Origin of the sequence: Microbacterium sp. B19(2022) (genome assembly GCF_012030385.1) — a bacterium.
Classification (GTDB): Bacteria; Actinomycetota; Actinomycetes; order Actinomycetales; family Microbacteriaceae; genus Microbacterium; species Microbacterium oxydans_B.
In genome coordinates, this window is the sequence record NZ_JAAUVO010000007.1 from 179389 (window position 1) to 204445 (window position 25057).

The following is a 25057-nucleotide window of genomic DNA, read 5'->3' on the forward strand; positions in this document are numbered from 1 at the left end:
TTTCCTCATCCGCCGAGTCTACGGATCGGACCTCCGAGGTTCCGTCGCGCGGGGGCCCGTCCTGTCAGTTGTGGATCCGTGCTGGTGACCCTGTGTCGGCGTGTCAGCGTCGGGGTTCGCGGGTCGACCACAGCGCCAGTGCGACGAGCAGCGGCTGGAAGAACAGCCGGACGAAACGCTTCATGTCCGTGTCGAGGCCGAAGCCGTCACGGTGGTGCATCCACTGCGCCACGTTGCCGGGGAACACGGCGACGAAGAACAGCGCGGCGATCGTGCCGACCGTGCGCCGCCGGCGTCGTGCCAGCAACAGGGCAGAGCCGAGCGCGACCTCGGCCACGCCGGAGGCGAGCACGGTCGTATCAGGGTCGAGCGGTAGCGACTCCGGAACCTGGGCCTGGAACTCCTCGCGAGCCACCGTGAGGTGCGAGACGCCCGCGAAGACGAGGGAGGCGCCGAGGAAGATGCGGCCGATAGTGCGGGCAGGAGTCGACATGGGGCGAGTTTACGCCTCGGCCATCACGCTCAGATCAGGCGGCGGAGCGCTTCTTCGAGCGAGACGCCCTGGGCCTCGGCGCGGTCGCGCAGGCGGGCGTGCTCGTCGGAGGAAAGGGGGATCCGCAGCTCGATCGGGTCGTCGTCGGGGGCGTTCAGGCCGTCGAGCAGATCGGATGCCTCGGCCCAGAGCGGCTCGGCGACCGAGGCGGCCGCGGCCGGAGAAGGAGCGGATGCTGCCGCTGCCGGCGTCGCCGCTGCCGGCGTCGCCGCTGCCGGCGTCGCCGCTGCCGGCGTCGCCGCTGCCGGCGTCGCCGCTGCCGACGATGCGGACGCAGCGACGGGCGCGGATCCGGATACGGCGGCCCCGGCATCCGTTCCCATCGTGAAGCCCGGCCCTCGTCGCGGTTCCTGCTTCGCCTGGTAGGCCTTGGCGGCGGCGTTCGCGCGTTCGTCGGCCGCCTCGTTGAGCGGGTGTCCGGCGTGCCCCTTGACCCAGGAGAACTCGACGTCGCGGCCGCGGATCGCCTCGTCGATGCCCTCGAGCAGGTCGCGGTTGAGCACGGGCCCGCCGTCGGACTTGCGCCAGCCCTTGCGCTTCCAGCCCGGCATCCACTTGGTCACGGAGTCGATCACGTAGCGGCTGTCGCACTCGATCATCAGCTTCTCGTCGGTGCCGGCGGTCGCGAGCAGCAGTTCGAGAACCGCGCGCAGCTCTCCCTGGTTGTTGGTGCCGTGCGGGGAACCGCCGGCCGCCCAGTTCGCGTCGTCGATGTACCAGGCCCAGCCGTTGGGGCCGGGGTTGCCCAGGGCGGAGCCGTCTGCGGCGGCGGTGATCGTCATCCCTCAACCGTAGCCGCGCGGCCCTTCGTCGATTCGCACGCGGGTCGCAGGGAATCGATGGTTGCCCTGCGTCGCGGTGGCGAAACTGCGACGTGGTGCAGGTCAGTCCTCTTCGGCCTCAGGCTCGCCGCTCTCGGCCGCTTCGGCCTCGGGGGCGGGAGGTGCGACCGGGAACAGGACCGAGCTCAGGTCACCGCTGGTCTCCGCGCCGAGGCCGATCGACAGCGGATCGACGACGGGCGCCGTGTCGAGCACATCCGCCTCCGTGCGCTCGATCGGCTCAGAGGGCAGCACCCACTGGTTCTCTTGTTCTTCCGGCTTCTGCTGGAACAGTCCCATGGTCTCCATTGTGAACCTGCCCGGCGGTTACGGGGTCGGATTCACACCGGATTGATCGGGAGTGGCGGGATCGAGGCTTCGCCTCAGGATGACGCGCGACGGAAGGTGAAGTACCCCGAGACGCCGCCGTGGTTCACGACACCGGTCCCGGTGCTCAGCACACGTTCGGATGTCGTCGCCCCGGACCCGACGAACGCGTATCCCGTGTGTTCGAGTCGCCAGCCGACGCGCTCCACCTCACCGAGGAAGTAGCCGACGCTCTCGTTCTGCAGGTACTCGTTCGCCGCGGAACCCCACGATGACGGGACTCCGGTGAGGCGGCTGACCTCGACGTGCAGGTGCAGCAGCAGGTCGCCACGGGCGTGGGCCTCACGCGCCGCGCCGAGCAGTCTTTCGGCTTCCTCCGCCGTCAGCATGGTTCTCCTGTCGAGTGGTGTCGTGTCGTGCCGACCCGGTTTCGCGGGTTCAGCGCCTGGCGGCCGTGCGCACCGCTTCGACGAGCGTGCGCCAGGGGCCGTCGAGTGCGGAGTCGGGGAGTTCTCGCTCTCGCCGTTCGGAGGGTGTGCGGGCTCGGATGCTCCAGACGTACCGGTCGGCGCCGGTGCCGGCATCAAACTCCTCGTCCCACGGGCAGCCGTCGATGAGGTCGATCCACTCCCCGGCGTCGTCGGGCTCGGCTTCCACCCGCCACTGACGACGGATGCCCGCGATGCCGCCGGTGCGCACCACCGCGATCACGACGTGCGTGTCAGTCGGTGGAGGGGACTCGCTCATCTTCATAGACTCCCACGGCACTCCAGGCGCGTCGAGCCGCTTCGGCCGTGGCATCGTCGAGCGCGGTGGCGGCGGCGACCGTGGCGTCGGCGAATTCCGTGAAGGTCGCCGTGCTCGACAAGCCCCCGGTGAGAGCCCGGTACCAGACCGTGCCCGCCCGCTCCCAGGCGTTGCCGCCGAGGTCGGTCGCGAACAGGGCGAAGGCGCGGTTGGGGATGCCGGAGTTGATGTGCACCCCGCCGTTGTCCTCGGTCGTGCGCACGAAGCCGCTCATGTGGTCGGGCTGGGGGTCTTTGCCGAGCTCGTCGTCGTCGTAGGCGGTGCCGGGGGCGATCATCGAGCGCAGCGCCGCACCCTCGACGGCGTCGGTGAAGATCTCGGCGCCGATGAGCCAGGTCGCCTGGTCGGCGGTCTGGCCGAGGGCGTACTGCTCGGTCAGCGCGCCGAACACGTCGGCGATGGACTCGTTCAGCGCCCCGGGCTGCCCCTGGTATTCGAGGTTCGCGGTGTGCTGCACGACGCCGTGCGCGAGCTCGTGGCCGATGACGGTGAGCGACCCGGTGAACCCCTGGAACACCTCGCCGTCGCCGTCGCCGAACACCATGCGCTCGCCATCCCAGAACGCGTTGTCGTAGTCGACGCCGTAGTGCACGGTCGCGTCGAGCGGGGCCCCGGCGTCGTCGAGGGAGTTGCGCTGGAACGCGGCCAGCAGCATCTCGAACGTGGCGCCGAGCCCGTCGAACGCCTCGTTGACCGCGGTGTCTTCCACCGGGCCGTCGTCTTCGCCGCGCACCACGGCTCCGGGTAGCTGCTGCGTGTTGCCGGCATCGCTGATCGTGCGGTTGGGAGCATCCGAGAGCTGGGCGACGAGGTCGCCGTTCTCGTCGATCGAGAGGTCGATGCGGGCGCGGAAGGGCGGGCGACCCGACGTGAGCGTCTGCCGCGCGGCGGCTGCGGCCTTGGGGAAACGCCCCGACTCGGCCAGGCGCGCGAGCAGATAGGAGGGGACCACTCCATGACTTTCTCCGGATGCTGTGCTGCTCATGCTGCGACCCTACGCCGGGGCGCTGACGTTCGGGCTGACTGTCCGTGGGCATGACGCGAAATGAAGGAGATCGCGTGCTTCGAAGGACGCTTCCGCCCCACCGCTCCTTCGTCCCGTGTTTTCTCCTCCATTCCGTGCGCCTCGGGCGAGGAGGCCAAGGCCGCAACGTCCGCCGACTTGATAACGAGAATCGTTCTCAATAGGGTGAGAACGTCATGAACCCTCCTCTCCGCCGAACCGCATCCGTCGCCGCCGCGCTCACGCTGTTGCTCGCGTTCACCGCCTGTGCCCCGACCGCCCCGCCCACGCCCGACGCATCCGCTCCCGACGCGCACGGCATCGACGCGGGTGGCGCGGCCGAGGTCGCCTCTCCCGCCCGCGCCCTCGTTATCGCCGACCGGCGCGGCGAGCTCACGCTTCTCGACCTCGCCACCGAAGAGCGCGCGACACTCGCGCCAGGCCGCAGCGGCATCACCGGCATCTTCGGCGATGGCCGTCTCGTCTACCGCGCGCACGACACGGAGGGTGGCACCGCGGTCGAGGTGTTCGACTCCGCGCGCTGGACCGTGCCGCACGGCGATCACACGCACTCCTTCCGTGGCGCCCCGCAGACGCTCGGAATCCTCGAGGGCGAGGGAGACGTCACGGTCGTCGCCGGTGAACAGCGGGCGACCGTCGCCTTCGCGGGCGGGGAACTGGTCCTGCTCGCCCACGACGCTCTCGCCGAGGGGCTCGAAGCCGCCCCGCGTGTGACCGTCGATGCCGCAGGCGCCGTCGCCCCACTCGCCGGACACCTCCTCGTGCCGACCGCCGGGGCGACGATCGAGCTGCTCGACCCCGCCGGCGACCGCGTCCCGGATGCAGCAGTCGCGTGCGCCGATCCCCGCGACGTCGACCTGACCCGCGTCGGCGCCGTCTTCTCGTGCGCCGAGGGGGCCGTGCTCTTCAGCCGCGAGGTCGGCGGCACCATCGCCGCCGAGGCCATCCCGTACCCCGCGAACGCGCTCCCGGCGAGCAGTCTCTCCGGCCGCGCCGACCGCCCCGACCTCGCCGGAGTCGCGGGCGAGCAGGGTGCCTGGCTACTCGACGTGCGGCAGCGGCAGTGGATGCTGCTCCCCTCGGATGTGCCCCTGCTGCAGGCCGCCGCCCTCGGTGACGACGACAGTCGCACGGTCGCGATCGATGCCGACGGTCGCGTCCGCGTGCTCGCCCCGGACGGCACCGTGCTGGCCCATACGGAACCGCTGCTGGCAGCATCCGTCACCGACCCCGCCCTGCGCGACCGCGTGCAGCTGCTCGTCGATGCCCAGCACGCCTACGTGAGCGACCCGGCGACCGGTGCCGTGCACGAGATCGACCACGGCGACGGCACGGTCACCCGAACCTTCGCCGACCTCGACCCCTGGTCCGTGCAGCAGGTCGGCTGAGCCCTCGACGACTCCGGTCGTCGCCGCGCATCCCGCGCACCCACCCAGAAGAAAGAGAGACGATCCATGTCCCGACCCCGCAGCCGCCTCGCGATCGGCGCCCTCGGCGTGATCGCCGCCGTGGCGCTCGCCGGATGTGCGAGCCCCGGGCCCGCCGCCGAGAACACCGCAGGCGCCGCACCGGAAGACCACCACGAAGGCGACACCCGCATCGCCGTGACCTACGACGGCGGTGTGCTCGTGCTCGACGGCGAGACCCTCGACACCATCGGGCAGGTCGAGCTCGGTGGCTTCCTGCGCGTCAACGGCGCCGGCGACCACGACGGGCACGTCTTCGTCACCGCGGAAGACGGGTTCCACGTGCTCGACTCCGGCCTGGCATCCGGCACCGTCGAGTTCACCGGCGAGGTGTTCGACGCCGAAGCCGCGGGCCACGCAGTCCCGCACGCCGGACGCACGGCTCTGTTCGACGACGGCACCGGCGAGGTGCGGATCTTCGACACGGATGCCGTCGGCACCGGTGCCGTTCCCGAGGTGGACACGATCACCTCGGAGGCCGCCCACCACGGTGTGGCGCTCGAGCTCGCCGACGGCAGCATCCTCTCGACGATCGGCACGGCCGATGCCCGCAGCGGAGTCCGTCACCTCGCGGCCGACGGCACCGAGCTCACCCGCAACGAGCAGTGCCCGAGCGTGCACGGTGAGGGTGCTCTCAAGGGCGAGGTCGTGATGTTCGGCTGCGAAGACGGCGTGCTGCTCTTCGACGGCGGCGCGTTCACCAAGATCGATGCCCCCGACGAGTTCGGGCGCACCGGCAACGCGTACGTGAGCGAGACCAGCGCGATCGCGTTCGGCGACTACAAGACCGACCCTGACCAGGAGGGGTACCTGCTGTCGCAGCTCGCGCGCATCGACACCGCGGCGCAGACGATGTCGATCGTCGACCTCCCGGAGGGTGTGGAGTACACCTGGCGCGGAGTCGGGCGCGACGGACATGACAACGTCGTGGTGCTCGGGGCCGACGGCAGCCTGTCGCTGCTCGACGAGTCGGGTGAGCTCGTCGACACCTGGGATGTGATCGATCCGTGGGAGAGCCCGACCGAGTGGCAGCAGCCGCACCCGGGCCTGCACGTGGTGGGCGACATCGCCTACGTGACCGAGCCGTCGAAGGACCGCATCCTCGCGGTCGACCTGCACACCGGCGAGGTGTCGGCCGAGGCGACCCTCGACGTCGTGCCGAACGAGTTCGTGGTGGTCGGCGCCGCCGGGCACTGACCTCGGCGCCGGTTCGGCGTGACGATTAGCCGAGGTGCCGGCGATGAGCGGAACAATCCCCACGGGAAGCTCCGCGATTCGTCCGCACCTCGGCGAATCGTGCGTGCGCCCCGGGCTCAGTCCTGTTCGATGCTCAGCACCGTCGTGCGCATGCCGTCGGACTCGTACTGCACGGGCATCCCGGGGTGATCGATCGAGAACCAGAAGACGCCGTCGTCGGTGTCGTACCGGCGGCAGGTGAGCTGCCCGAGGGGTGTCGACAGCGCGACGGTCGACACGCTCGTCGTCCCTGCGTCGAACGCGGCATGCCCCTGCAGCTCGGCCCAGGTCACGCGGTTCGAGACGACGGCCTTCGGGTCGGCGGCGGCCCACCGGTCGAGGGTCGCGCCCTCGTCATCGGTGTCGCGGAAGCGGTTGACGTGTTCGCCCATCGGGCCGTCGGGCCCCTCCAGGAGCAGGCGGATCAGCTTCCCCGATCCGGTGGCTTCGCGGATCTCGGCGGCGGTGAACGGCGTCGGAAGGAGTCCGGGGCCGAGCAGGTATGGGTCGGAATCGGTCATGCGTCCAGTCTGCGCCCTGGGGGTCCGCCCCGCCCCCGCCCCTTCGCCGAGTCGAGTGCACGGCGTGCTGCCGAGTGCACGGCGCGTTCGCGTGAAGATCCCGTGCGCTGGGCAGCATCCCGTGCACTCGGCGGGGGCGGGGTGCGAACCAAGAGTCGAACCGGGAGTCGAAGCATGACGCGCAGGGGGTGACATTCCTCCAGTCATGGGGCTATCTTTGTTTGACTACCGAAACAAGATGATTCGAGGACACCGTGGCGCCGGCTACCCAGACCGTACATTCCGAGGGTGAGATCTTCCGTCTGGTGCGCACCGGGGCGGCCCAGTCCCGCGCCGACCTCGCCCGCCTGACCGGACTCTCCCCCTCGACCGTCGCGCTCCGCGTCGAAGAGCTGATCGCCCACGGCTACATCGAGGAGAACGGCGAGGGCGAGTCTCGCGGAGGCCGTCGCCCCCGCGTGCTGACCGTCAAGGCCGGCGGCAGTGTGGTCGCCGGAGTCGAGCTCGGCGAGAAGCACGCCACGGTGGCACTGTTCGACCGTCGTGCCGAGGTCGTCGCCTCGACCGTCGCGCAGGTGTCGCTCCTCGACGGGGTCGAGAGCGTCGTGAATCAGGTGTGGGAGTGCGCGCAGAAACTCGCGAAGGGCAACGGCGGCCTCACGGTCGAGGGCATCGCGATGAGCCTGCCCGGCCCGGTGGATTCGCGCACCTCGCGCCTGCTGGCGCCCATGCGCATGCCCGGTTGGAACGGCGTCGACGTGGGTGAGGTGCTCGGCTCGGTCACCGGGCTCCCGTTCCTCATCGACAACGACGCGAACGCCATGGCCGTCGGTGAGTTCATCGAGCGCGGCGGCGAGCAGGAGCAGCTGGTCTTCGTGAAGGCGGGCAGCGGCATCGGCTGCGGCATCATCCTCGACGGCGCCGTCTACCGCGGGTACCGAGGGGTCGCCGGCGACATCAGCCACGTCGCCCTGCACAACGCCCCTCCCATCATCTGCTCGTGCGGCCGGGTCGGCTGCCTCGACGTGGTCGCCAGCGGTGCGGCGATCGTGGATGCGCTGCGTGAATCCGGCGTCGCGGTCGAGACCCTCGACGACGTGCTCGCGCTCGCGCAGGATGCCCACCCCAAAGCCACCTCTGCGCTGCGCGAGGCCGGCGCGCGCACGGGTGAGGTGCTCGCCACGATCATCAACTTCTTCAACCCGCAGGCGCTCGCGCTCGGCGGACGACTGGCCACGGCCGACGCGTTCGTCGCCGGCGTGCGGCAGGCCCTGTTCACGCTCTGCCTGCCCATGTCGACGGATGCTCTCGAGATCGGCGTGAGCCGAGCCGGCGCCCTCGCCGGTGCGCGCGGTGTGGCCTGGGAGCTGCTGGAGCGGATGCTCGACCCGGCCAGGATCGACGAGGAACTGCGCACGACCGCCGCGTAGTAGCTTCGATTATCGGCTCAAGTTCGCGACCATGCGGAACAAGATGCAAGTTTTGGTTCGAGGTCCGATCTAGACTCGGAGTATGACCGAGACGTCCCCGCTCCCGCGCATCGCCATCGCCGGCATGGCCATCGAGTCCAGCACCTTCTCGCCGCACCGCGCCGGCGAACGCGACTTCCTGCGCGTGGAGGGCGAAGAGCTCATCACCCGCTACGACTCCCTGCGCGACGGCGACATGCGCGGCCGCGCCGAGTGGCTGCCGGTCTACTACGCCCGATCGATCCCCGGCGGTGCCGTGCTGCGCGAGGTCTACGACAGCATCAAGACGCGCATCTGCGACGGGCTGCGGGCGCTCGTGGCCGACGGCGAGAAGCTCGACGGCCTCTTCTTCGACATCCACGGGGCGATGAGCGTCGAGGGCATGGACGACGCCGAGGGCGACCTGATCACCGCCATCCGCGAGGTGATCGGCGCCGACGTCGTGGTGTCGGCATCGATGGACCTGCACGGCAACGTCTCGCGCACCCTGATCGAGAACGTCGACATCATCACCTGCTACCGCCTCGCCCCGCACGAAGACACGTGGGAGACGCGCGACCGCGCGATCCGCAACCTCGTCGAGGCGCTCGAGAGCGGTGTCACCCCGCGCCGCGCCTGGGTGCGCGTGCCCATCCTGCTCCCCGGTGAGAAGACCAGCACCCGCGTGGAGCCGGCGAAGAGCCTGTACGCCCGCATCCCCGAGATCGAGGCGCGCCCCGGCATCACCGACGCCGCGATCTGGATCGGCTATGCCTGGGCCGACGAGCCCCGCTGCCACGCGACCGTGGTCGTGACCGGCACCGACGACGCGGCGACCGCTCTCGCCGCGGAAGAGCTCGGTCGCGCGTTCTGGGATGTGCGCGACGACTTCGAGTTCGTGGGCCCTCCTGGAACCCTCGACGAGGGTGTCGCGGCCGGCCTCGCCGCCACCGACACCCCGTACTTCATCAGCGACTCGGGCGACAACCCCGGCGCCGGTGGCACGGGGGACGTCACCTGGACCCTCGCGCAGCTGCTGCAGAAGCCCGAGCTCACCTCCGACGACGCCCCGGTCACGCTGTGCGCCTCGGTGTTCGACAAGGGAGCGCTCGACGTCCTCCGCGGTCACGCCGTGGGTGAGCGGGTGTCGGTCGAGGTCGGCGCGCGCGTCGACAGCGGCCCACACGGACCGGTCCTCGTCGAGGGAGTGCTGCACAGCCTGCACGAGGGCGATGTGGATGCCGGCGGCATCGCGGTCATCCGCGTCGGTGGCCTGCACGTGATCGTCACGGAGTTCCGCAAGGCGTACCACGATGTCTCCGACTTCACCTCGATCGGACTCGACCCGGTCGCGGCGCAGATCGTCGTCACCAAGATCGGCTACCTCGAGCCCGAGCTGTACGCGATCATGCGCGGCTGGACGCTCGCCCTCACCCCTGGCGGGGTGGATCAGGACCTCGAGCGGCTCGGTCACCACCGCATCCAGCGTCCGATGCATCCGTTCGACGCGTTCGATGAGGCTCCGGATCTCGCGGCCGAGATGGTCGGCTGACGCGCTTCCGCAGCTTTTCGCCGCAATCGAAGAAAGTTAGTTACTTAAACGTAACAAGACCGACTTCTGCCCCGGACTTAGTTCGGGCATGATTCAAAGTACGTCATAAATCGGACGAACGCCTTGGTTGCGAGGCGTTGAACAAGGAGGTTTACATGCGATCTCAGTCGCTGCGCCGCCGGCTGCTCGCCCCCCTGGGTGCGCTCGCCGTCGCGACGCTCGCCCTCACCGCCTGTCAGGGTGGCGCCTCGGGCGACACCGGCTCGGGCGAGAAGGACACCGTCAGCTTCGCCCTGCAGGTCGGCACCGGACCCAACTGGATCCTGCCGATCTCGTCGCCCGACAAGATGGCCACCCACAACAGCGCCATCAAGGCGACGATGTGGCCGCGCCTGTTCGAGTACAACGGTGTCGACGGCGAGATGGGCTGGGACGAGCTGGCCTCCGCCGCCAAGTCCTACGAGTTCTCCGAGGACCGCAAGACCATCACGATCACGCTGAACGACCTCGACTGGTCGGACGGCGAGCCCGTCACCTCGCGCGACGTGGAGTTCTGGTACAACCTGGTGCGCTTCAACGGCGAGAAGACCGGCGGCTACTCCGCCGGCCTGATGCCCGACAACATCACCGAGTTCACCACCATCGACGACAAGACGTTCTCGCTGACGATGGACAAGGTCTACAACGAGGAGTTCCTCCTCGGCAACCAGCTCAGCCTCATCTACCCGATGCCGCAGCACGTCTGGGACAAGACCAGCGCTGACGGCGAGATCGGCGACCACGACCGCGACCAGGCCGGTGCGACCGCGGTTCTCGACTACCTCTTCTCCGAGGCCGAGGACATGAAGACCTACGCGACCAACGACCTGTGGAAGACCGTCGCCGGCCCGTACACGGTCAAGAGCTGGTCGGACTCGGGTCTGGTGGAGCTCACCGCCAACAAGGAGTACACCGGCGAGGACAAGCCGAGCATCGACAACGTCGAGTTCCTGCCGTTCACGTCGGCCGACGCCGAGATGAACGTCGTGCGCTCCGGTGATGTCGACTACGGCTACGTCACGAGCTCGCAGCTCACGAACGAGAAGCAGTTCACCGACCTCGGCTACAGCATCGAGCCGTGGGCCGGCTGGTCGATCACGTACATGCCGTACAACTTCGCCAACCCCGAGAAGGGCTCCTTCTACAAGCAGCTCTACGTGCGTCAGGCACTGCAGCACGCCATCGACCAGGAGACCATCTCCGAGGTCGTCTGGCACGGTGCCGCGACTCCCGACTACGGTCCCATCCCGCAGACCGCGGACTCCAGCGGACTGTCCGACGTGCAGAAGGACAACCCGTACCCGTTCGACCTGAAGAAGGCCGAGAAGCTGTTCACCGACAACGGCTGGGTCAAGGGATCCGACGGCACGCTCGAGTGCGCCGAAGCCGGCGCGGCCGAGGGTCAGTGCGGCGAGGGAATCGCCGCGGGTGACAAGGCGGAGATCGTCGTCACCACGCAGAACGGCTCGCAGGAGACCGACAACATGATGGCGGAGATCCAGTCGTCGCTCGGCAAGATCGGCGTCAAGATGACGATCGACTCCAAGCCGCTCGACACCGTCCTCACGCAGGCGCAGGAGTGCAAGACCGGCAGCGCGTGCACGTGGGAGCTCGTCTTCTTCGGTACTGCGGGCAGCTGGTACTTCCCGCCGTACGCCACCGGTGAGCGCGTCTTCGCGAAGGACACCAAGTGGAACGCCGGACAGTACGACAACCCCGAGGCCGAGGAGCTCGTCCAGGCGATGGCCTTCTCGACCGATCCCGAGATCGCGAAGAAGTACTCCGAGTACCTCGCCACCGACCTCCCGGTCATGTGGATGCCGAACCCGGTGTACCAGGTCTCCGTCGTCCGTGACGGACTCGACATCGCCCACCAGGACCCGGGTGCGTCGTTCCTTCCCCAGCGTTGGTCCTGGACCAAGTAACGAGCAGGTGACATGAGCGTGGTGGAAGCAGCGCAGAACGCGCAGCAGAAGAAGGAGAGGGCCGGCGGCCCGCGGTTCTGGTGGTACCTGTTGCGACGGGTCGGCCAGGGCGGGATCGTCATCCTCATCGTGACGCTGATCGTGTTCGCGCTGCTCCACCTCGCGATGCCGCAGGGGCCGGCCGCCGGCATCCTCGGCATGCAGGCATCGCAGGAGCAGATCGACGCCTTCAACAAGGAGAACGGCTTCGATCTGCCCCTGTGGCAGCAGTACTTCAACTTCCTGCTGCAGCTGGTGCAGGGAGACCTGGGCGACTCGTTCAAACTGAACCGACCGGTGGCGGATGCCATCGGCCAGCGTCTTCCGAAGACGCTGATCCTGGCCCTCATCTCGATGCTCTTCGCACTGATCATCGCGATCCCGATGGGCATCTTCCAGGCCGTGCGCCGCGGCAAGGCCTGGGACTACGCGCTGACCACCTGGAACTTCATCGTCTACTCGACGCCGTCGTTCTTCCTCGGCCTGATCCTCGTGATCGTGTTCGCCCAGTGGCTGCGGCTCGTACCCGCCCAGGCGCCGCAGGGCGAGACCGTCGGCGACGTGCTGGCCAACCCGGCCGGCCTCGTGCTGCCGGTGCTCACCGCGGCGCTCGGCATCATCGCGACGTTCTCGCGGTACATGCGCTCGGCCACGATCGACAACCTCTCCGAGGACTACGTCCGCACCGCCAGGGCGAAGGGCACCTCGGTGCCCGTGGTGATCACCCGCCACGTGGTGCGCAACTCCCTGACCCCCGTGATCGCCATGCTCGGCTACTACCTGCCGGTCATGTTCGGCGGCATGATCGTCGTCGAGTCGCTCTTCAACTACCCCGGCATGGGCCTGCTGTTCTGGACCTCGGCGCAGACCTCCGACTACCCCGTGCTGATCGGCTGCATCCTGGTGATCGCGCTCGCGACGGTCATCGGATCGCTCCTCGCCGACATCATCCAGGCGCTGCTCGATCCGCGCACCCGAGAGGAGCTCTCGTGAGCACCACGACCATCGTGATGCGCACGCTGACCCCGCGTCAGCGGGGCACGCGCCGCTTCCTGCAGAACAAGCTCGCCGTCTTCGGCATCGTGACCATCGTGCTGTTCCTGCTCTTCTGCTTCCTGGGTCCGCTGATCCACCCGACGGACCAGATCCACACCGACCTGCGCAGCACCATGCTGCCGCCGGGCAGCCCTGGCCATCCGCTCGGCACCGACGACGTCGGCTACGACGTGCTCGGTCGGCTCATGATGGGCGGTCAGATCTCGATCCTGATCGGCCTCGCCGCCGGCATCCTCGCCACCGTCATCGGCACCCTCTGGGGCGCGATCGCCGGCTACGTCGGCGGTGCCGTCGACACCGTGATGATGCGCGTCGTCGACGCCGGCATCGCGATCCCCGCGACCTTCCTGCTGCTGATCCTCTCGGCGATCCTGCGCCCGAGCGTGCCGCTGATGATCTGCGTCATCGGCCTGGTGTCCTGGCTCGTCCCGGCTCGTCTCGTGCGCGCTGAATCGATCTCGCTGAAGTCGCGCGAGTACGTGCTGGCCCTGCGGGCGATGGGCGGTACGCACTCCCGCGCCGTGCTCAAGCACATCGTCCCGAACACCGTCGGCACGATCGTCGTGAACGCCACCTTCCAGGTCGCCGACGCCATCCTCCTCGTCGCCTACATCTCGTTCCTCGGAATGGGGCTGCAGAAGCCGGCGACCGACTGGGGCGCCATGCTCACCAGCGGCATCACCTACACGTACGCGGGCGCCTGGTGGCTGATCTTCCCCGCCGGATTCTGCATCGTGCTGACCGTCTGCGCCTTCAACAGCATCGGCGACGGCCTGCGCGACTTCTTCGACGTGAAGGGGCGTGCCGCATGAGCGACGCACTGCTGGAGATCTCCGACCTCACGGTCACGTTCCGCACGGAAGACGGATCGGTCGAGGCCGTGAAGGGCATCGACCTCGAGGTCCGACCCGGCGAGGTGCTGGCGCTGGTCGGCGAGTCCGGTTCGGGCAAGTCCGTCACCGCCATGGCCATCCTGAAGCTGCTGCCGCGCTCGGCCACGGTCACCGGTTCGATCCGGCTCGCCGGGCGCGAGCTCCTGCCGCTCGCGGAAGCCGAGATGAACGCCGTGCGCGGCGCCGAGATCTCGATGGTGTTCCAGGAGCCGATGACCGCGCTCAACCCGAGCATGCGGATCGGCGACCAGATCACCGAGGCGATCCTCAACCACCGCACCATCTCCAAGGCGGAGGCCTGGGAGCGTGCGGTCGAGATGCTCCGGCGCGTGGGCATCCCCGAGCCCGCCCGTCGGGCGAAGAGCTACCCGCACGAGCTGTCCGGTGGGCAGCGCCAGCGCGTGGTCATCGCGATCGCCCTCGCCTGCGAGCCGCAGCTGATCATCGCCGACGAGCCGACGACCGCACTCGACGTGACCGTGCAGGCCGAGATCCTCGACCTGATCCGCGGTCTCGCGGCCGAGTCGGGGACCGCGTTCCTGCTCGTCACGCACAACATGGGCGTCGTCGCCGACATCGCCGACCGGGTCGCGGTGATGTTCCGCGGCACCATGGTCGAGGTGGGCGACACCCGCACGGTGCTTACCGCGCCGCGCGAGGACTACACGAAGAAGCTGCTCAGCGCCGTGCCCTCGCTGCCCGACCTCGCGAGCGTGATCGAACGGGAGCCCGAGACCGAGGTCCCCGCCGCGGTGCTCGAGTTGGATGCCGCGAGCGTCACCTACCGACGCGGCGGACGACCGTTCCTCGCGCTCGACGGCGTGAGCCTGCGCATCGCTCCGGGGGAGATCCTCGGCCTGGTCGGCGAATCCGGATCGGGCAAGTCGACCCTCGGACGCGCGGCACTGGGGCTCCTGCCCCTGTCGAGCGGCGGCATCACCCTGTTCGGCGAGAAGGTCGGACGCGGCGGCGTCTCCGGGCGTCGGGAGCGCGCGCTGCGCGGTCGCGTCGGCGCGATCTTCCAGGACCCGGGTTCCAGCCTGGACCCGCGTATGACCGTCGGCGAGGCCATCGCCGAACCCCTGCTCGTGCAGCGGCGGCGCTTCCCGACCTCGGCGAACACGCGTCGCACCCGCGTGGCCGAGCTTCTCGACGCCGTCGAGCTGCCCACGAACTATGCCTCGCGCTACCCGCACGAGCTCTCCGGAGGGCAGCGTCAGCGCATCGGTCTCGCGCGCGCCATCGCCCTGGAGCCGGAACTGATCATCGCCGACGAGCCCACCTCGGCGCTCGACGTCTCGGTGCAGGCCGCGGTGCTCGAGGTGCTGCGCACCCTGCAGGAGAAGATGCACTTCGCGTGCCTCTTCATCAGCCACGACCTCGCTGTCGTGCACGAGATCTCCGACCGCGTCGCCGTGATGCTCAAGGGCGAGATCGTCGAGACGGGCTCCGCCGACGACGTGCTCCTGGCGCCGCAGCATCCGTACAGCCGACGGCTGCTGGCCTCGGTGCCGGTTCCCGATCCCGACAAGCAGGCGCTGCGGCGGGAGGCCCGTGCGGCCGCCCGGGTGATGGCCCCGTGACCGGGGGAGAGCCGACCCGATCGACCCTTGTGCACGGCGCGGGCCCTGTCGTGCTCGGGCTCGACGTCGGCGGATCGAGCGTCAAGCACCTGCTCGCGCCGGCGCGCATCTCGCTGGATGCGCCGCCGACCCCCCTCGCGCGCGGCCGCCACGCGACGCCCAAGGACTCGCCCGTCGAGGGGCTGGCTGCGATCGCCGCATCGCTCCGCGGTGATGCCGACCTCGAACGCGTGGTGCTGTCGATCCCCGGATTGGTCGACGAGGCGGCGGGCGTGGTCGTGCGCTCGACCAACATCCCTGCGCTCGACGGCCGCCCGCTCGGCGCGCAGCTCAGCGCCGAACTCGGCATCCCGGTCGACGTCATCAACGACGGTCACGCCGCCGCGGTCGCCGAGGCATCGTGGGGCGCGGGTGCCGGTGTCGACGACGTCTTCGTGCTCGCGCTGGGCACCGGGATCGCGGGCGCACACGTGGCGCACGGGCAGGTCGTCCCGGGGGCGCACGGTTCGGCCGGCGAACTCGGACACATCACGATCGAGCCCGACGGCAGCATCTGCTCGTGCGGACGCCGCGGATGCCTGGAGACCATCATCGGCGCACCCGCCCTGCGGCGGGCGTGGGCCGCGGTCGGCGGTGCAGGCGGTCCGGAAGGGCTGCTGGCGGCGAGCAGCGAGGGGGATGCCGTGGCCACCGCGATCGTGGAACGGGCGTCGTCGGCGCTCGCGGAGGCGATCCTCACCCTGTGTGCCCTCGTCGATCCCGGTTGCATCGTGATCGGCGGCGGGCTCGCTCAGGCGCCGCATCAGCTGGTGACGCTCGCGGCACGCTATGTCGGCGAACGGGCCTCGTTCCATCGGGTTCCGCCCATCGTGCCGGCCACGCTCGGCGAGTGGGCCGGGGCGAACGGTGCCGTGCTGACCGCGCTCCGCCGCCAGCGCGCCCTCGTCTGACGCGCCGCACGCGTCGCCGCATCATGTCGCGTCGCGTCTCCGTGCGCGTCGCATCCCGCCGAGTGCACGGGTTCTTGCCGAGTGCACGACTTGCCCGCGTCGACAGCCCGTGCACTCGGCGACAAGCCGTGCACTCGACAACGGGGGCGGGCGGATGCCGGCGGGGCGGATGCCCAGGACACTCGCGTAAAATCAGCACAATGACCGACGCCCCCTCCGACGCTGCACCCGACCTCGGACCGGGCGTCGACCCCGACGATCTCGCCACGACCCTTCGCGTACTGGCCGAGCTGCACCAGATCGACAACGAGCACCCGGACTTCGTCGCCGTGCGCCACGCGACCGCGGCGATGTTCAAGGCGGTCAAGCGCGTGCGCCGCAAGGAGATCCGCGACGCGATCGCCGAGGCCGACAAGGCCGTCGTCGCCCGCACCGCCACCGGGGCGCCCGACCGCATCGACGACGAGACCCGCGGCAACGACCTCGCCACCAGCGTGCAGGACGCGCCCATCGCGGGCGAGCTGCTCAAGCCCCGCAACTGCTACATCTGCAAGCAGCCGTACACGCAGGTCGACGCGTTCTACCACCAGCTCTGCCCGGACTGCGCCCGCTTCAGCCACGGCAAGCGCAACGCCCGCACCGACCTCACGGGCAAGCGCGCCCTGCTCACGGGTGGCCGCGCCAAGATCGGCATGCACATCGCGCTGCGGCTGCTCCGCGACGGTGCGCACACGACCATCACGACCCGGTTCCCGCGCGACGCCGTGCGTCGCTTCTCGGCCCTTCCCGACTCGGGGGACTGGCTGCACCGCCTGCGCGTCGTCGGCATCGACCTGCGCGACCCCGCCCAGGTGATCGGCCTCGCCGACTCGGTCGCGGCTCAGGGCCCGCTCGACATCCTCATCAACAACGCCGCGCAGACCGTGCGCCGCTCGCCCGGTTCGTACTCGCTGCTGGCGGATGCCGAACTGCAGCCACTTCCCGACGGACCGCTCCCCGAGATGGAGACCTTCGGGCACACTGCCGATCCGCACCCGCAGGCGCTGCAGGCATCGGTCGACGCGCATCCGCTGCTCTCGGTCGCCGCCCTCGGCGGCACGGTCGCCGAGCAGGGCGGACAGGCGCTCACGGCAGAAGACCTCGCCCGGCTCGCGATGGCGCCCGGCTCGTCGTCGCTCGAGAAGCACGCCGACGGCACCGCGATCGACGCGGGTGGTCTCGTGCCGGATGTGAACCGCACCAACAGCTGGGTGCAGTCGATCGACCAGGTCGACCCGCTCGAGATGCTCGAGGTGCAGCTCGCCAACACGACCGCGCCGTTCCTGCTGATCAGCCGGCTGCGCGCGTCGATGGCGGCATCCGATTCGCACCGCAAGTACGTGGTGAACGTGTCGGCCATGGAGGGGCAGTTCTCCCGCCGGTACAAGGGCCCGGGGCACCCGCACACGAACATGGCCAAGGCCGCGCTCAACATGCTCACCCGCACCAGCGCCGGCGAGATGCTCGAGAAGGACGGCATCCTCATGACCGCGGTCGACACCGGATGGATCACCGACGAGCGCCCGCACTACACGAAGGTGCGTCTGGCCGAAGAGGGTTTCCATGCTCCGCTCGACCTCGTCGACGGCGCCGCCCGCGTGTACGACCCGATCGTGCGTGGCGAGGCCGGCGAAGACGTGCACGGGGTGTTCCTGAAGGACTACGAGCCCAGCCCCTGGTGAACCCCCGCAGTCGATAGCATCGACGGGTGGATCTGATCTCGGGTGCTGCCAATGTCGCGGGCATCGCCGGCGCCGCGGCGCCCCTGGTGCGTCGGGGCGCCCTGGAGCGCGAGTTCCACGCGTGCTTCGCGCGGGCACTGAGGCAGGCCTTCGTCGAGCAGGACCGCGACGACAGAGGCGTGACCGCGTCGATGGTCGCCGACGCGCTGAGGCCGAAGCAGGCGTACCGGCTGCTCGCGCAGCACGACCCGCAGTTGGCGGCGCCCGACCGTGTCGATCGCTGGTCTCTGACATTCCGTCAGGAGCTTCCCGCGCTCGACGTGATCGACGAACGGACCGTCGACATCCCGCGACTCGCGCAGGAGACCGCCCGACTGCTCGCGCAGGAGATCGACAGAGCCGCACGGCAGCCGGACAGCGCGCTCGCCCTGCCGCTCCTGCTCGCTCGGTCGGCGCCGGCCGACACGGTCTCTGGTGCGCGAGAGGAGAACGCATCGACGTTCGCCCGTAGCCCCTCGGGCGCCGTCTCCAACATCGCGACCCTGCCCCTGAGCGAGCAGCCCGTGGCGCGCCCCGAGCAGGATGTCGTGGAGGAGACCCTCTCGGCGCATCGCCTCGCCGTCATCGCGGGCGGGCAGGGAGCCGGCAAGAGCGTCCTCGCGGAGATGACGGCACGTTCGTGGAGTGCGCACGAAGACCTCGAACTCGTGTGGTGGGTGTCGGCCAAGACGCCGCAGCTGCTTCTGGATGCCTGCGAGTCGCTGCTGCAGGAGTTCGGCGAGCAGCCAATGGGCGACCTGCCGGCGCAGGTCCGGTCTCTCCTCGCCCGTCGCGACGGGTGGCTCGTCGTCGTGGACGATGCTCCGGGGTTCGACACCGTCCGCGAGCTGCTTCCCGCCGAACACGAGAGCGGAACGGTTCTGGTGACGACGCGCTCGGCCGCATCCTTCCCGAAGCATGCCGTCGTGCAGGTCGATGGCGCGAACGACGCCACCCTGCGTGGAATCGCTCGTCGCCGCCTTCCGGACGACGTCTCGGAAGGCGAGGTCGACGAGGTGCTCGGCGCCTGCGCGGGCAATCCCCTGATCGTGTCCACGGCGTGCGGATATGTGGCAGAGACCGGCACCTCGGTCGCATCCCTGGTCGCCCTGATGCGCTCGAGCCCCAGTCGCGTCCTCGCCGGACGTCCGGAGTCCGCCGGATTCGTCGGCGTCCTGGCCGCCGTGCGCGACGACGCTCGCGGAGGACTCGCGTGGCAACTGCTCGTCGCGGTGGCCGTCAGCGGAGGCAGCGGCGTACCCCGGCGCCTGTTCGAGACGGCCTTCGCGGAAGAGACAGACGCGCAGCTCCGCATCGACGAGGCGTTCCGCGAGCTGATCGGCATCGGCGTCGTGAGCATCCGCGGGGCACTCGTCCAGAGCCATGCCCTCACGGCCTCCGTCGTTCTCGACCTCACGGAGCGGCCGTTGCGCGCGGGATCCGCCGTCCTGCTCATCGAAGCGGTGCTGGGTCTCATCGATGTGCCCGGGCGTCGTCTGCTCCCGGGCCTCGCCGCAGTGATCGACGCGGTGGACCCCCTGCTGGAAACGCAGAGGGCGTCACGCGTCGTCGCCCGGATCCTGCTCGCGGAGCGGCTGGCGGAGCAGGGCTCGGTCAGCGGCGCCTACCGGCAGATACAGGCGGCGCGTGCGGTTCCCTTCGTGCACGAGAGTCCCGACGCGCAGGTGGTCATCCTGCAATCCGAGGCCCGCGTGCACCTGTTGGCGGGGGAATCCGGTCAGGCGAAGCAGGCGGCGGAGCGGGTGGTGGCCGATGCGGCGGCACCGGACGACCTGCGGGCAGCCGCGCATGTGACCATCGCCTGGGCGGAGGAGGCGCTGGGGGATCCGGCAGCTGCGCGGCGCAGCATCGCGGAGACGCTGCGCCTGATGCCGGACGATGAAGGCGTGCAGTCACTCCATGATCAGTTCTTCCTCACGGATGTGCCGGCCGCGGAGCGCGTGGCAGGGTATCTGGAGCTCGCCGAGCGGGCGGATGAGGAGCTGCGTGGCAACTTCCTGACGATGGCGTCGCGCAGCAGCATCGAGGCCGGTCATCCCCGGGAGGCAGTGGAATACGCGCAACGTGCCGTGAAGCTGGATCGGGGAGTCGGAGGCGAGCGCAGCCTGCATGTGGCGCGAGACCTCAACGATCTGGGCATGGCGCTGATCGCCGCCGGCCAGCTGGAGCAGGCCTCGACGGCCCTGGAGGAATCGATCGGGATCTACCGGGAGGACCACGAGTCGCACAGCCACACTGCGCTTCCCCTTCTGCATCTCGGCCGGCTGCTCACCCTGCGTGCGCAGGATGCGGAGCCGCCGGATGCCGGGCTGCTCACGCAGGCCCGCCGCACCTTGAGTGAGGCGATCGATCTGCAGCGGCGGGCGGCGCCCGACAGCGACGACCACGCCAGCATGCTCTATGCGCTCGGCGATGTCATGCTGCTCTCCGGCGACGCCAGTGGTGCGCTGGATTCGTACCGTGAATCGGCGCGGATCGATCGAGCGGTGCACGGCGAAGCGCATCGTGAAGTCGGTTTCGATGTCGCGCGGATGATGCAGGCCCAACTGCAGCTGGGTGACGCCGACGGGGCGCTGAGCTCCTTCGGGACCGTGAAGACCCAGGTGCCGGAGTGGGAGCGCGTCGATCCGAACCTCGCGGTCCGCCTGCTCTGCATGCAGGCGGGAGCGCTGTTGGCACTGCCGCCTCAGCGAGTGCTGCAGAAGGCGGAGTTGGCCACCGTGGTCTCGCGAATCCAGGTGCTGCTGCGCGTGCCGAGTGTCAGCGACGATCATCGGACGATGGCCCGCGAGATCGTCCTGCGGGTGGCGCAGCAGATCCGCTGAGCGGCGACGTCCGCGTCAGTGCGCGCGCTCGGCGAGGTTGGCGGATGCCCAGCGGCCGAGCTGGTCGAGGATGGGCAGCAGCCCCTCGCCGCTGGAGGTGAGTGCGTATGACACGGTGATCGGCGGGCCGGCATCGACCGTGCGCGCGACGAGACCGGCATCGGAGAGTTCTGCCAGGCGGTCGGAGAGCACGGTGTCGCTGATGCCGGCGACCGCGCGGCGCAGCGCGACGAAGGTCGAAGGGCCGCCTCCGAGCGAGGATACGATCATGCCGTTCCACCGTTTGCCGAGCACGCTGAAGGCCAGTGTGACGGCGGCGTCGCACACCTGACGTTCTTCTTCGACCTCGGCCATGCGCCCATCCTACCCGTGCTACGTTAACCAGTGTCGCTAATAAAAAGCTAGCGACTACGAAAACGAGAGGTAGGCCCATGTCCCTGTTCCGCCTGGATGCCAGCATCCTTCCCGCGTCGTCCGCCAGCCGCGCGCTCGCCGACCTCGTCGAGGCTGAGTGGACCGCGTCCCACCCCGACTCGACCGTCACCCGCCGTGACCTGGCGAGCGACCCGGTGCCCGCGACCGCCTGGGCGGATGCCGTCACCGGCGGCTTCGTCGACGAGGCCCAGCGCACCTCCGCGCAGAACGATGCCCGTGCGCTCGCGACCTCGTTCGCCGACGAGCTGATCGGTGCCGACGCCCTGCTGTTCGCCGTGCCGCTGTACAACTACGGCGTCTCGCAGCACTTCAAGACCTGGTTCGACCTGGCCTACACCGACCCGCGCATCGACCCGACGGGCACCGCGCTGAACGGCAAGCCCGCGACGCTCGTCACCGTGCTCGGTGGCAACTACGCTGCGGGCTCGCCCAAGGAGGGCTGGGACCACTCGACCGGCTGGCTGCGCCGCGTGCTCGAAGACGTCTGGGGCCTCGACCTGCGCGTCGTGCAGCGTCCGTTCACCCTCGTCGGCGTGAACCCGGCGCTCGACGCGTTCGCCGACACCGCGCGCGAGCTCAAGGAGAACGCCGAGGCCGACGCCCGCACCTTCGGCCGCGAGCTCGCCGCGACGCGCGACCCCCGCGTGGCCTGAGGTTCCGGAGCCGAGCCGCCCCCTTGTGATCGAACCGGCCCCCTACGTGCGCACGTAGGGGGCCGGTTCGATCCGAAAGGGGTGGTTCGACCCTCCCGGCAGGGATGGGGCGTCAGGCGGGCGCGGCCGCCGGGTACGGATGCGGCAGCCACACCGTCACGATCAGACCGCCGTCCGCGCGCGGGGTGAGCACCAGGGTGCCGCCGTGCGCCTGGGTGATGCGGTCGACGATCGCGAGGCCGAGTCCCGCACCGGCATGGTCGTCGTCGCGGGTGCGCTCGGCACCCCGCTGGAACGGCTCGACAAGGGTCGCCACCAGATGCGCCGGCAGCACCTCGCCGGTGTTCTCGACCACCAGCGCGACCGCCTGCGGCGTCGAGTGCGTGCGCACGGCCACGGCCCCTCCGGACGACAGATTGTGCACGATCGCATTCAGCACGAGGTTGGTGACCAGCTGCGGCAGCAGGGCCGACGAGCCGAGCACCGACGCGGGCGCACCGCCCACCTCGACGGCCACACCACGGCGGTCGGCGAGCGGCAGTAGCGCCTCCACCGCCCCTTCGGCGAGCAGGGAGAGGTCGACGATCTCGCGCGGGAACGTCCTGCGGTCGGCGCGGCTCAGGAGCAACAGGGCCTCGGTGAGCTCGATCGCCCGGGTGTTCACCTCACGCAGTCGCGCGATCAGGGCGTCGACATCGCGGTCGGGGTCGGCCTCGGCGACCTCGAGCAGGGTCTGCGAGATCGCGAGCGGGGTGCGCAGCTCGTGTGAGGCGTTCGCGGCGAACCGCTGCTGCTCGGCGACGTGCGCCTCGAGCTGCTCGAGCATCGAGTCGAAGACATCGGCCAGATCGCGGAACTCGTCACGGGGGCCGGCGAGCGCCACACGGTGCGACAGCGACCCCTGCGCGGCGAGCCGGGCGGCGTCGCCGATGCGGTCGAGCGGCGCGAGCATCCGTCCGGCCAGCAGCCACCCGGCGCCGAGACCGAACGCGAGCAGCACCAGCATGACCATCGAGGCCACCGGCACGAACGCCCGACTGAGGTCGCCGCGGTTGGGGAAGAAGTCGACGGTGTCCGGCACGTAGCGCAGCAGGAACAGCCCGACCGCGGCGAGGAGCAGACCTCCCGACACCACCACGATCACCGCGTAGCTCAGCGTGAGTTTGAGGCGGGCGCTCATCCCGCGGCGCCTAGGCATCGGTATCCGTCCCGATCCGGTACCCGACTCCCGGCACCGTGAGGATCAGCCATGGCTCGCCCAGGCGCTTGCGCAGCGACGACACCGTGATGCGCACGGCATTCGTGAACGGGTCGGCGTTCTCGTCCCAGGCCCGCTCCAGCAGCTCTTCGGCGCTGACCACCCCGCCCTCCGCGTCGACCAGCACCTCCAGCACGGCGAACTGCTTGCGGGTGAGCGCGACGTAGCGGTCGTCGCGGTACACCTCGCGGCGGAACGGGTCCAGCCGCAGCCCGGCGACCTCGAGCACCGGCGGGCGGCTACGCTGACGGCGGCGGTCGAGGGCGCGCAGGCGCAGCACCAGTTCCCGCAGCTCGAACGGCTTGGTGAGGTAGTCGTCGGCGCCGATCTCGAAGCCGCTCGCCTTGTCGTCGAGGCGGTCGGCGGCGGTGAGCATCAGGATCGGGATGCCGCTGCCGGAGGCCACGATCCACCGGGCGATGTCGTCGCCCGACGGGCCGGGCACGTCGCGGTCGAGCACGGCGATGTCGTAGGAGTTGATGCTCAGCAGCTCGAGCGCGGTGTCGCCGTCGCCGGCGATGTCGGCCGCGATCGCCTCCAGGCGCAGCCCATCACGGACCGCCTCGGCGAGGTAGGGCTCGTCCTCGACGATCAGCACACGCATGGCTGAGATCCTACGCAGTGCGGCATATCGGGAGCATATGGAAAAGCGCATACGCCCTCGCAACCGGCGTGCTTCTTCACTGGAAGCATGAACACCCGCACCACCTCCCGCTCCCCGAGAGCGCGCCGCCGTCGGTTCGCCGTCGTCGCCCTCGCCCTCGCTCTCGCCGTGGTCGTCGCGTTCGCGGTGCAGCAGTCGCTGTCCGTGGCCTTCGCCGACGCCGCACGTCCCGGCACCCTCCCCGTTCCCACCGATCGGCCCGCCGAGGGCGGCGTCGGCACGGGCTCGGTCATCGCCCCGAGCGAGGCCGACGGCGTGATCCGCGACGGTGACCAGCCCACCGTGTTCGACGTCGACCGGGTGGCGGTCGGCAACCTCGATCCTGCCCTGCTCGCGGCGCTGCAGCGTGCGGCATCGGATGCCGAGGGCGACGGCATCACGTTCCGGGTGAACAGCGGATGGCGCACGCCGGCACTGCAGGAGCGGATGCTGCAGGACGCGATCGTGCAATACGGCTCGGAGGCCGAGGCGCGGCGCTGGGTGGCCACGCCCGAGACTTCGGAGCACGTGACCGGCGACGCCGTCGACCTCGGCCCGCTGCCCGCGCTCGACTGGCTCGTCCAGCGGGGGTGGCGCTACGGGCTCTGCCAGATCTACGCCAACGAGACCTGGCACTACGAACTGCGTCCGGATGCCGCCGACGACGGCTGTCCCGAGATGCTCGCCGACCCGACCGCCGACCCGAGGATGCAGCGATGACCACTCTTCTCACCCCCGAGCGCGTGACCCTGTCGCGCCTGCACGCGCCGACCCTGCAGACGATTCCGGATGCCGTCGCCGAGAACCTGCGGCGGGTGCGCGCCGCGACGACCGCCCGCATCATGGCCGTGGTCAAGGCCGACGGCTACGGGCACGGTGCCGTCACCGTCGCGCGGGCCGCGGTCGACGCCGGCGCCGATTGGCTCGGGGTCACGGATGTCGCCGAAGCCGTCGCACTCCGCGACGCCGGAATCACGGTGCCGATCCTCTCCTGGTTGAACCCCTCCGGCGTCGACGCTGCCGCCGCAGCCGAGCACCGCGTCGACATCGCGGTCGGTTCGGTCGAAGAGCTGCGGCAGCTGATCGCGGATGCCGCGGATCCGGTGCGCGTGCACCTGCAGCTCGACACCGGCATGGCTCGTGGCGGTGCGCCGCTGGAAGAGTGGGCGGAGCTGCTGCGGTTGGCGCGCACGGGGCGGGGGCGGGTAGAGGTCGTCGGGGT

24 protein-coding genes are annotated in these 25057 nt (G+C 70.0%); 14 read left to right on the forward strand and 10 right to left on the reverse strand.

The annotated features are described in order from the left end of the window. Positions 1-103: 103 nt before the first annotated feature. From HCX50_RS08590 to HCX50_RS08615, 6 genes are all read right to left on the reverse strand, one after another. Complete coding sequence (locus HCX50_RS08590; RefSeq protein WP_167633825.1) at positions 104-493, reverse strand: DoxX family protein; 390 nt, start codon at positions 491-493, stop codon at positions 104-106. A gap of 29 nt (positions 494-522) precedes the next feature. Further along, complete coding sequence (locus HCX50_RS08595; RefSeq protein WP_167633827.1) at positions 523-1335, reverse strand: ribonuclease H family protein; 813 nt, start codon at positions 1333-1335, stop codon at positions 523-525. A 102-nt stretch (positions 1336-1437) separates the two neighbouring features. After that, on the reverse strand, positions 1438-1674 hold the full coding sequence (locus tag HCX50_RS08600; protein ID WP_167633829.1) for a hypothetical protein: 237 nt from the start codon (positions 1672-1674) through the stop codon (positions 1438-1440). Between the two features lie 83 nt (positions 1675-1757). Then, entirely contained in the window at positions 1758-2090 is a 333-nt protein-coding gene (locus HCX50_RS08605) for a hypothetical protein (protein ID WP_091032854.1), read from the reverse strand. A 49-nt stretch (positions 2091-2139) separates the two neighbouring features. Continuing rightward, on the reverse strand, positions 2140-2448 hold the full coding sequence (locus tag HCX50_RS08610; protein WP_091032852.1) for a protealysin inhibitor emfourin: 309 nt from the start codon (positions 2446-2448) through the stop codon (positions 2140-2142). Then, positions 2423-3493, reverse strand: a complete 1071-nt coding sequence (locus tag HCX50_RS08615; RefSeq protein ID WP_167633831.1) for a M4 family metallopeptidase — start codon at positions 3491-3493, stop codon at positions 2423-2425. The genes HCX50_RS08610 and HCX50_RS08615 overlap by 26 nt, the downstream gene beginning before the upstream one ends. 215 nt (positions 3494-3708) lie before the next feature. On the opposite strand from HCX50_RS08615, the gene HCX50_RS08620 reads away from it, so the two are divergent. Continuing rightward, positions 3709-4920 carry an ABC transporter gene (locus tag HCX50_RS08620; protein WP_167633833.1) on the forward strand — a complete coding sequence of 404 codons (1212 nt, stop codon included), beginning with the start codon at positions 3709-3711 and terminating at the stop codon, positions 4918-4920. Between the two features lie 66 nt (positions 4921-4986). Next, on the forward strand, positions 4987-6195 hold the full coding sequence (locus tag HCX50_RS08625; protein ID WP_167633835.1) for a hypothetical protein: 1209 nt from the start codon (positions 4987-4989) through the stop codon (positions 6193-6195). 116 nt (positions 6196-6311) lie between these two features. Here the strand turns inward: HCX50_RS08625 and HCX50_RS08630 are convergent, their stop codons facing one another. Further along, entirely contained in the window at positions 6312-6755 is a 444-nt protein-coding gene (locus HCX50_RS08630) for a hypothetical protein (RefSeq protein WP_167633837.1), read from the reverse strand. A gap of 254 nt (positions 6756-7009) precedes the next feature. Here HCX50_RS08630 and HCX50_RS08635 point away from each other — a divergent pair, with 254 nt between their 5' ends. The 9 genes from HCX50_RS08635 to HCX50_RS08675 all read left to right on the forward strand — a co-directional run bounded on the left by HCX50_RS08635 (position 7010) and on the right by HCX50_RS08675 (position 20846). Then, complete coding sequence (locus HCX50_RS08635) at positions 7010-8185, forward strand: ROK family protein (RefSeq protein ID WP_167633839.1); 1176 nt, start codon at positions 7010-7012, stop codon at positions 8183-8185. Between the two features lie 82 nt (positions 8186-8267). Further along, complete coding sequence (locus tag HCX50_RS08640; protein WP_167633840.1) at positions 8268-9755, forward strand: M81 family metallopeptidase; 1488 nt, start codon at positions 8268-8270, stop codon at positions 9753-9755. Positions 9756-9910: 155 nt separating this feature from the next. Beyond that, positions 9911-11719, forward strand: coding sequence for a peptide ABC transporter substrate-binding protein (locus HCX50_RS08645; protein WP_091032823.1), 1809 nt, complete (start codon positions 9911-9913; stop codon positions 11717-11719). A gap of 12 nt (positions 11720-11731) precedes the next feature. After that, positions 11732-12751 (forward strand): ABC transporter permease, encoded by a 1020-nt coding sequence (locus HCX50_RS08650; protein ID WP_091032821.1) that lies wholly within the window; start codon positions 11732-11734, stop codon positions 12749-12751. After that, the gene (locus HCX50_RS08655; RefSeq protein ID WP_244175958.1) at positions 12748-13626 is read left to right on the forward strand and encodes an ABC transporter permease; all 879 of its coding nucleotides are present in this window, start codon (positions 12748-12750) and stop codon (positions 13624-13626) included. The genes HCX50_RS08650 and HCX50_RS08655 overlap by 4 nt, the downstream gene beginning before the upstream one ends. Then, positions 13623-15290: an ABC transporter ATP-binding protein gene (locus tag HCX50_RS08660; protein WP_091032819.1), complete on the forward strand. Its 1668-nt coding sequence runs from the start codon at positions 13623-13625 to the stop codon at positions 15288-15290. The genes HCX50_RS08655 and HCX50_RS08660 overlap by 4 nt, the downstream gene beginning before the upstream one ends. Continuing rightward, on the forward strand, positions 15287-16240 hold the full coding sequence (locus tag HCX50_RS08665) for an ROK family protein (protein WP_167633842.1): 954 nt from the start codon (positions 15287-15289) through the stop codon (positions 16238-16240). The genes HCX50_RS08660 and HCX50_RS08665 overlap by 4 nt, the downstream gene beginning before the upstream one ends. A gap of 200 nt (positions 16241-16440) precedes the next feature. Next, positions 16441-17961 (forward strand): SDR family NAD(P)-dependent oxidoreductase, encoded by a 1521-nt coding sequence (locus tag HCX50_RS08670; protein WP_091032816.1) that lies wholly within the window; start codon positions 16441-16443, stop codon positions 17959-17961. 26 nt (positions 17962-17987) lie between these two features. Beyond that, entirely contained in the window at positions 17988-20846 is a 2859-nt protein-coding gene (locus HCX50_RS08675) for a tetratricopeptide repeat protein (RefSeq protein ID WP_167633844.1), read from the forward strand. A gap of 15 nt (positions 20847-20861) precedes the next feature. On the opposite strand, the gene HCX50_RS08680 is transcribed toward HCX50_RS08675, so the two are convergent. After that, a complete protein-coding gene (locus HCX50_RS08680) occupies positions 20862-21200 on the reverse strand; it encodes a winged helix-turn-helix transcriptional regulator (RefSeq protein WP_091032813.1) in 339 nt (112 codons plus the stop codon). 77 nt (positions 21201-21277) lie between these two features. Here HCX50_RS08680 and HCX50_RS08685 point away from each other — a divergent pair, with 77 nt between their 5' ends. Continuing rightward, positions 21278-21934 carry an FMN-dependent NADH-azoreductase gene (locus HCX50_RS08685; RefSeq protein WP_167633846.1) on the forward strand — a complete coding sequence of 219 codons (657 nt, stop codon included), beginning with the start codon at positions 21278-21280 and terminating at the stop codon, positions 21932-21934. Positions 21935-22046: 112 nt separating this feature from the next. Here HCX50_RS08685 and HCX50_RS08690 read toward each other — a convergent pair whose 3' ends face one another. Both HCX50_RS08690 and HCX50_RS08695 read right to left on the reverse strand, forming a co-directional pair. Further along, positions 22047-23114 (reverse strand): sensor histidine kinase, encoded by a 1068-nt coding sequence (locus HCX50_RS08690; protein ID WP_167633848.1) that lies wholly within the window; start codon positions 23112-23114, stop codon positions 22047-22049. Between the two features lie 10 nt (positions 23115-23124). Beyond that, complete coding sequence (locus HCX50_RS08695; protein ID WP_091032811.1) at positions 23125-23796, reverse strand: response regulator transcription factor; 672 nt, start codon at positions 23794-23796, stop codon at positions 23125-23127. Positions 23797-23883: 87 nt separating this feature from the next. Here HCX50_RS08695 and HCX50_RS08700 point away from each other — a divergent pair, with 87 nt between their 5' ends. Further along, on the forward strand, positions 23884-24555 hold the full coding sequence (locus tag HCX50_RS08700) for a M15 family metallopeptidase (protein WP_167633850.1): 672 nt from the start codon (positions 23884-23886) through the stop codon (positions 24553-24555). Next, positions 24552-25057 (forward strand): alanine racemase (locus HCX50_RS08705; protein ID WP_205828941.1); only part of this gene is annotated, 506 nt, incomplete at its 3' end. The genes HCX50_RS08700 and HCX50_RS08705, both read left to right, overlap by 4 nt.

What these genes read in the sequence shown, in the direction of transcription:
- HCX50_RS08605 (WP_091032854.1), bottom strand. Translation starts at nt 2,090, where the DNA reads ATGCTGACGGCGGAGGAAGCCGAAAGACTGCTCGGCGCGGCGCGTGAG.
- HCX50_RS08615 (WP_167633831.1), bottom strand. Translation starts at nt 3,493, where the DNA reads ATGAGCAGCACAGCATCCGGAGAAAGTCATGGAGTGGTCCCCTCCTAT.
- HCX50_RS08640 (WP_167633840.1), top strand. Translation starts at nt 8,268, where the DNA reads ATGACCGAGACGTCCCCGCTCCCGCGCATCGCCATCGCCGGCATGGCC.
- HCX50_RS08660 (WP_091032819.1), top strand. Translation starts at nt 13,623, where the DNA reads ATGAGCGACGCACTGCTGGAGATCTCCGACCTCACGGTCACGTTCCGC.
- HCX50_RS08685 (WP_167633846.1), top strand. Translation starts at nt 21,278, where the DNA reads ATGTCCCTGTTCCGCCTGGATGCCAGCATCCTTCCCGCGTCGTCCGCC.
- HCX50_RS08670 (WP_091032816.1), top strand. Translation starts at nt 16,441, where the DNA reads ATGACCGACGCCCCCTCCGACGCTGCACCCGACCTCGGACCGGGCGTC.
- HCX50_RS08650 (WP_091032821.1), top strand. Translation starts at nt 11,732, where the DNA reads ATGAGCGTGGTGGAAGCAGCGCAGAACGCGCAGCAGAAGAAGGAGAGG.
- HCX50_RS08600 (WP_167633829.1), bottom strand. Translation starts at nt 1,674, where the DNA reads ATGGGACTGTTCCAGCAGAAGCCGGAAGAACAAGAGAACCAGTGGGTG.
- HCX50_RS08610 (WP_091032852.1), bottom strand. Translation starts at nt 2,448, where the DNA reads ATGAGCGAGTCCCCTCCACCGACTGACACGCACGTCGTGATCGCGGTG.
- HCX50_RS08645 (WP_091032823.1), top strand. Translation starts at nt 9,911, where the DNA reads ATGCGATCTCAGTCGCTGCGCCGCCGGCTGCTCGCCCCCCTGGGTGCG.
- HCX50_RS08630 (WP_167633837.1), bottom strand. Translation starts at nt 6,755, where the DNA reads ATGACCGATTCCGACCCATACCTGCTCGGCCCCGGACTCCTTCCGACG.
- HCX50_RS08620 (WP_167633833.1), top strand. Translation starts at nt 3,709, where the DNA reads ATGAACCCTCCTCTCCGCCGAACCGCATCCGTCGCCGCCGCGCTCACG.
- HCX50_RS08595 (WP_167633827.1), bottom strand. Translation starts at nt 1,335, where the DNA reads ATGACGATCACCGCCGCCGCAGACGGCTCCGCCCTGGGCAACCCCGGC.
- HCX50_RS08690 (WP_167633848.1), bottom strand. Translation starts at nt 23,114, where the DNA reads ATGAGCGCCCGCCTCAAACTCACGCTGAGCTACGCGGTGATCGTGGTG.
- HCX50_RS08590 (WP_167633825.1), bottom strand. Translation starts at nt 493, where the DNA reads ATGTCGACTCCTGCCCGCACTATCGGCCGCATCTTCCTCGGCGCCTCC.
- HCX50_RS08625 (WP_167633835.1), top strand. Translation starts at nt 4,987, where the DNA reads ATGTCCCGACCCCGCAGCCGCCTCGCGATCGGCGCCCTCGGCGTGATC.
- HCX50_RS08680 (WP_091032813.1), bottom strand. Translation starts at nt 21,200, where the DNA reads ATGGCCGAGGTCGAAGAAGAACGTCAGGTGTGCGACGCCGCCGTCACA.
- HCX50_RS08700 (WP_167633850.1), top strand. Translation starts at nt 23,884, where the DNA reads ATGAACACCCGCACCACCTCCCGCTCCCCGAGAGCGCGCCGCCGTCGG.
- HCX50_RS08695 (WP_091032811.1), bottom strand. Translation starts at nt 23,796, where the DNA reads ATGCGTGTGCTGATCGTCGAGGACGAGCCCTACCTCGCCGAGGCGGTC.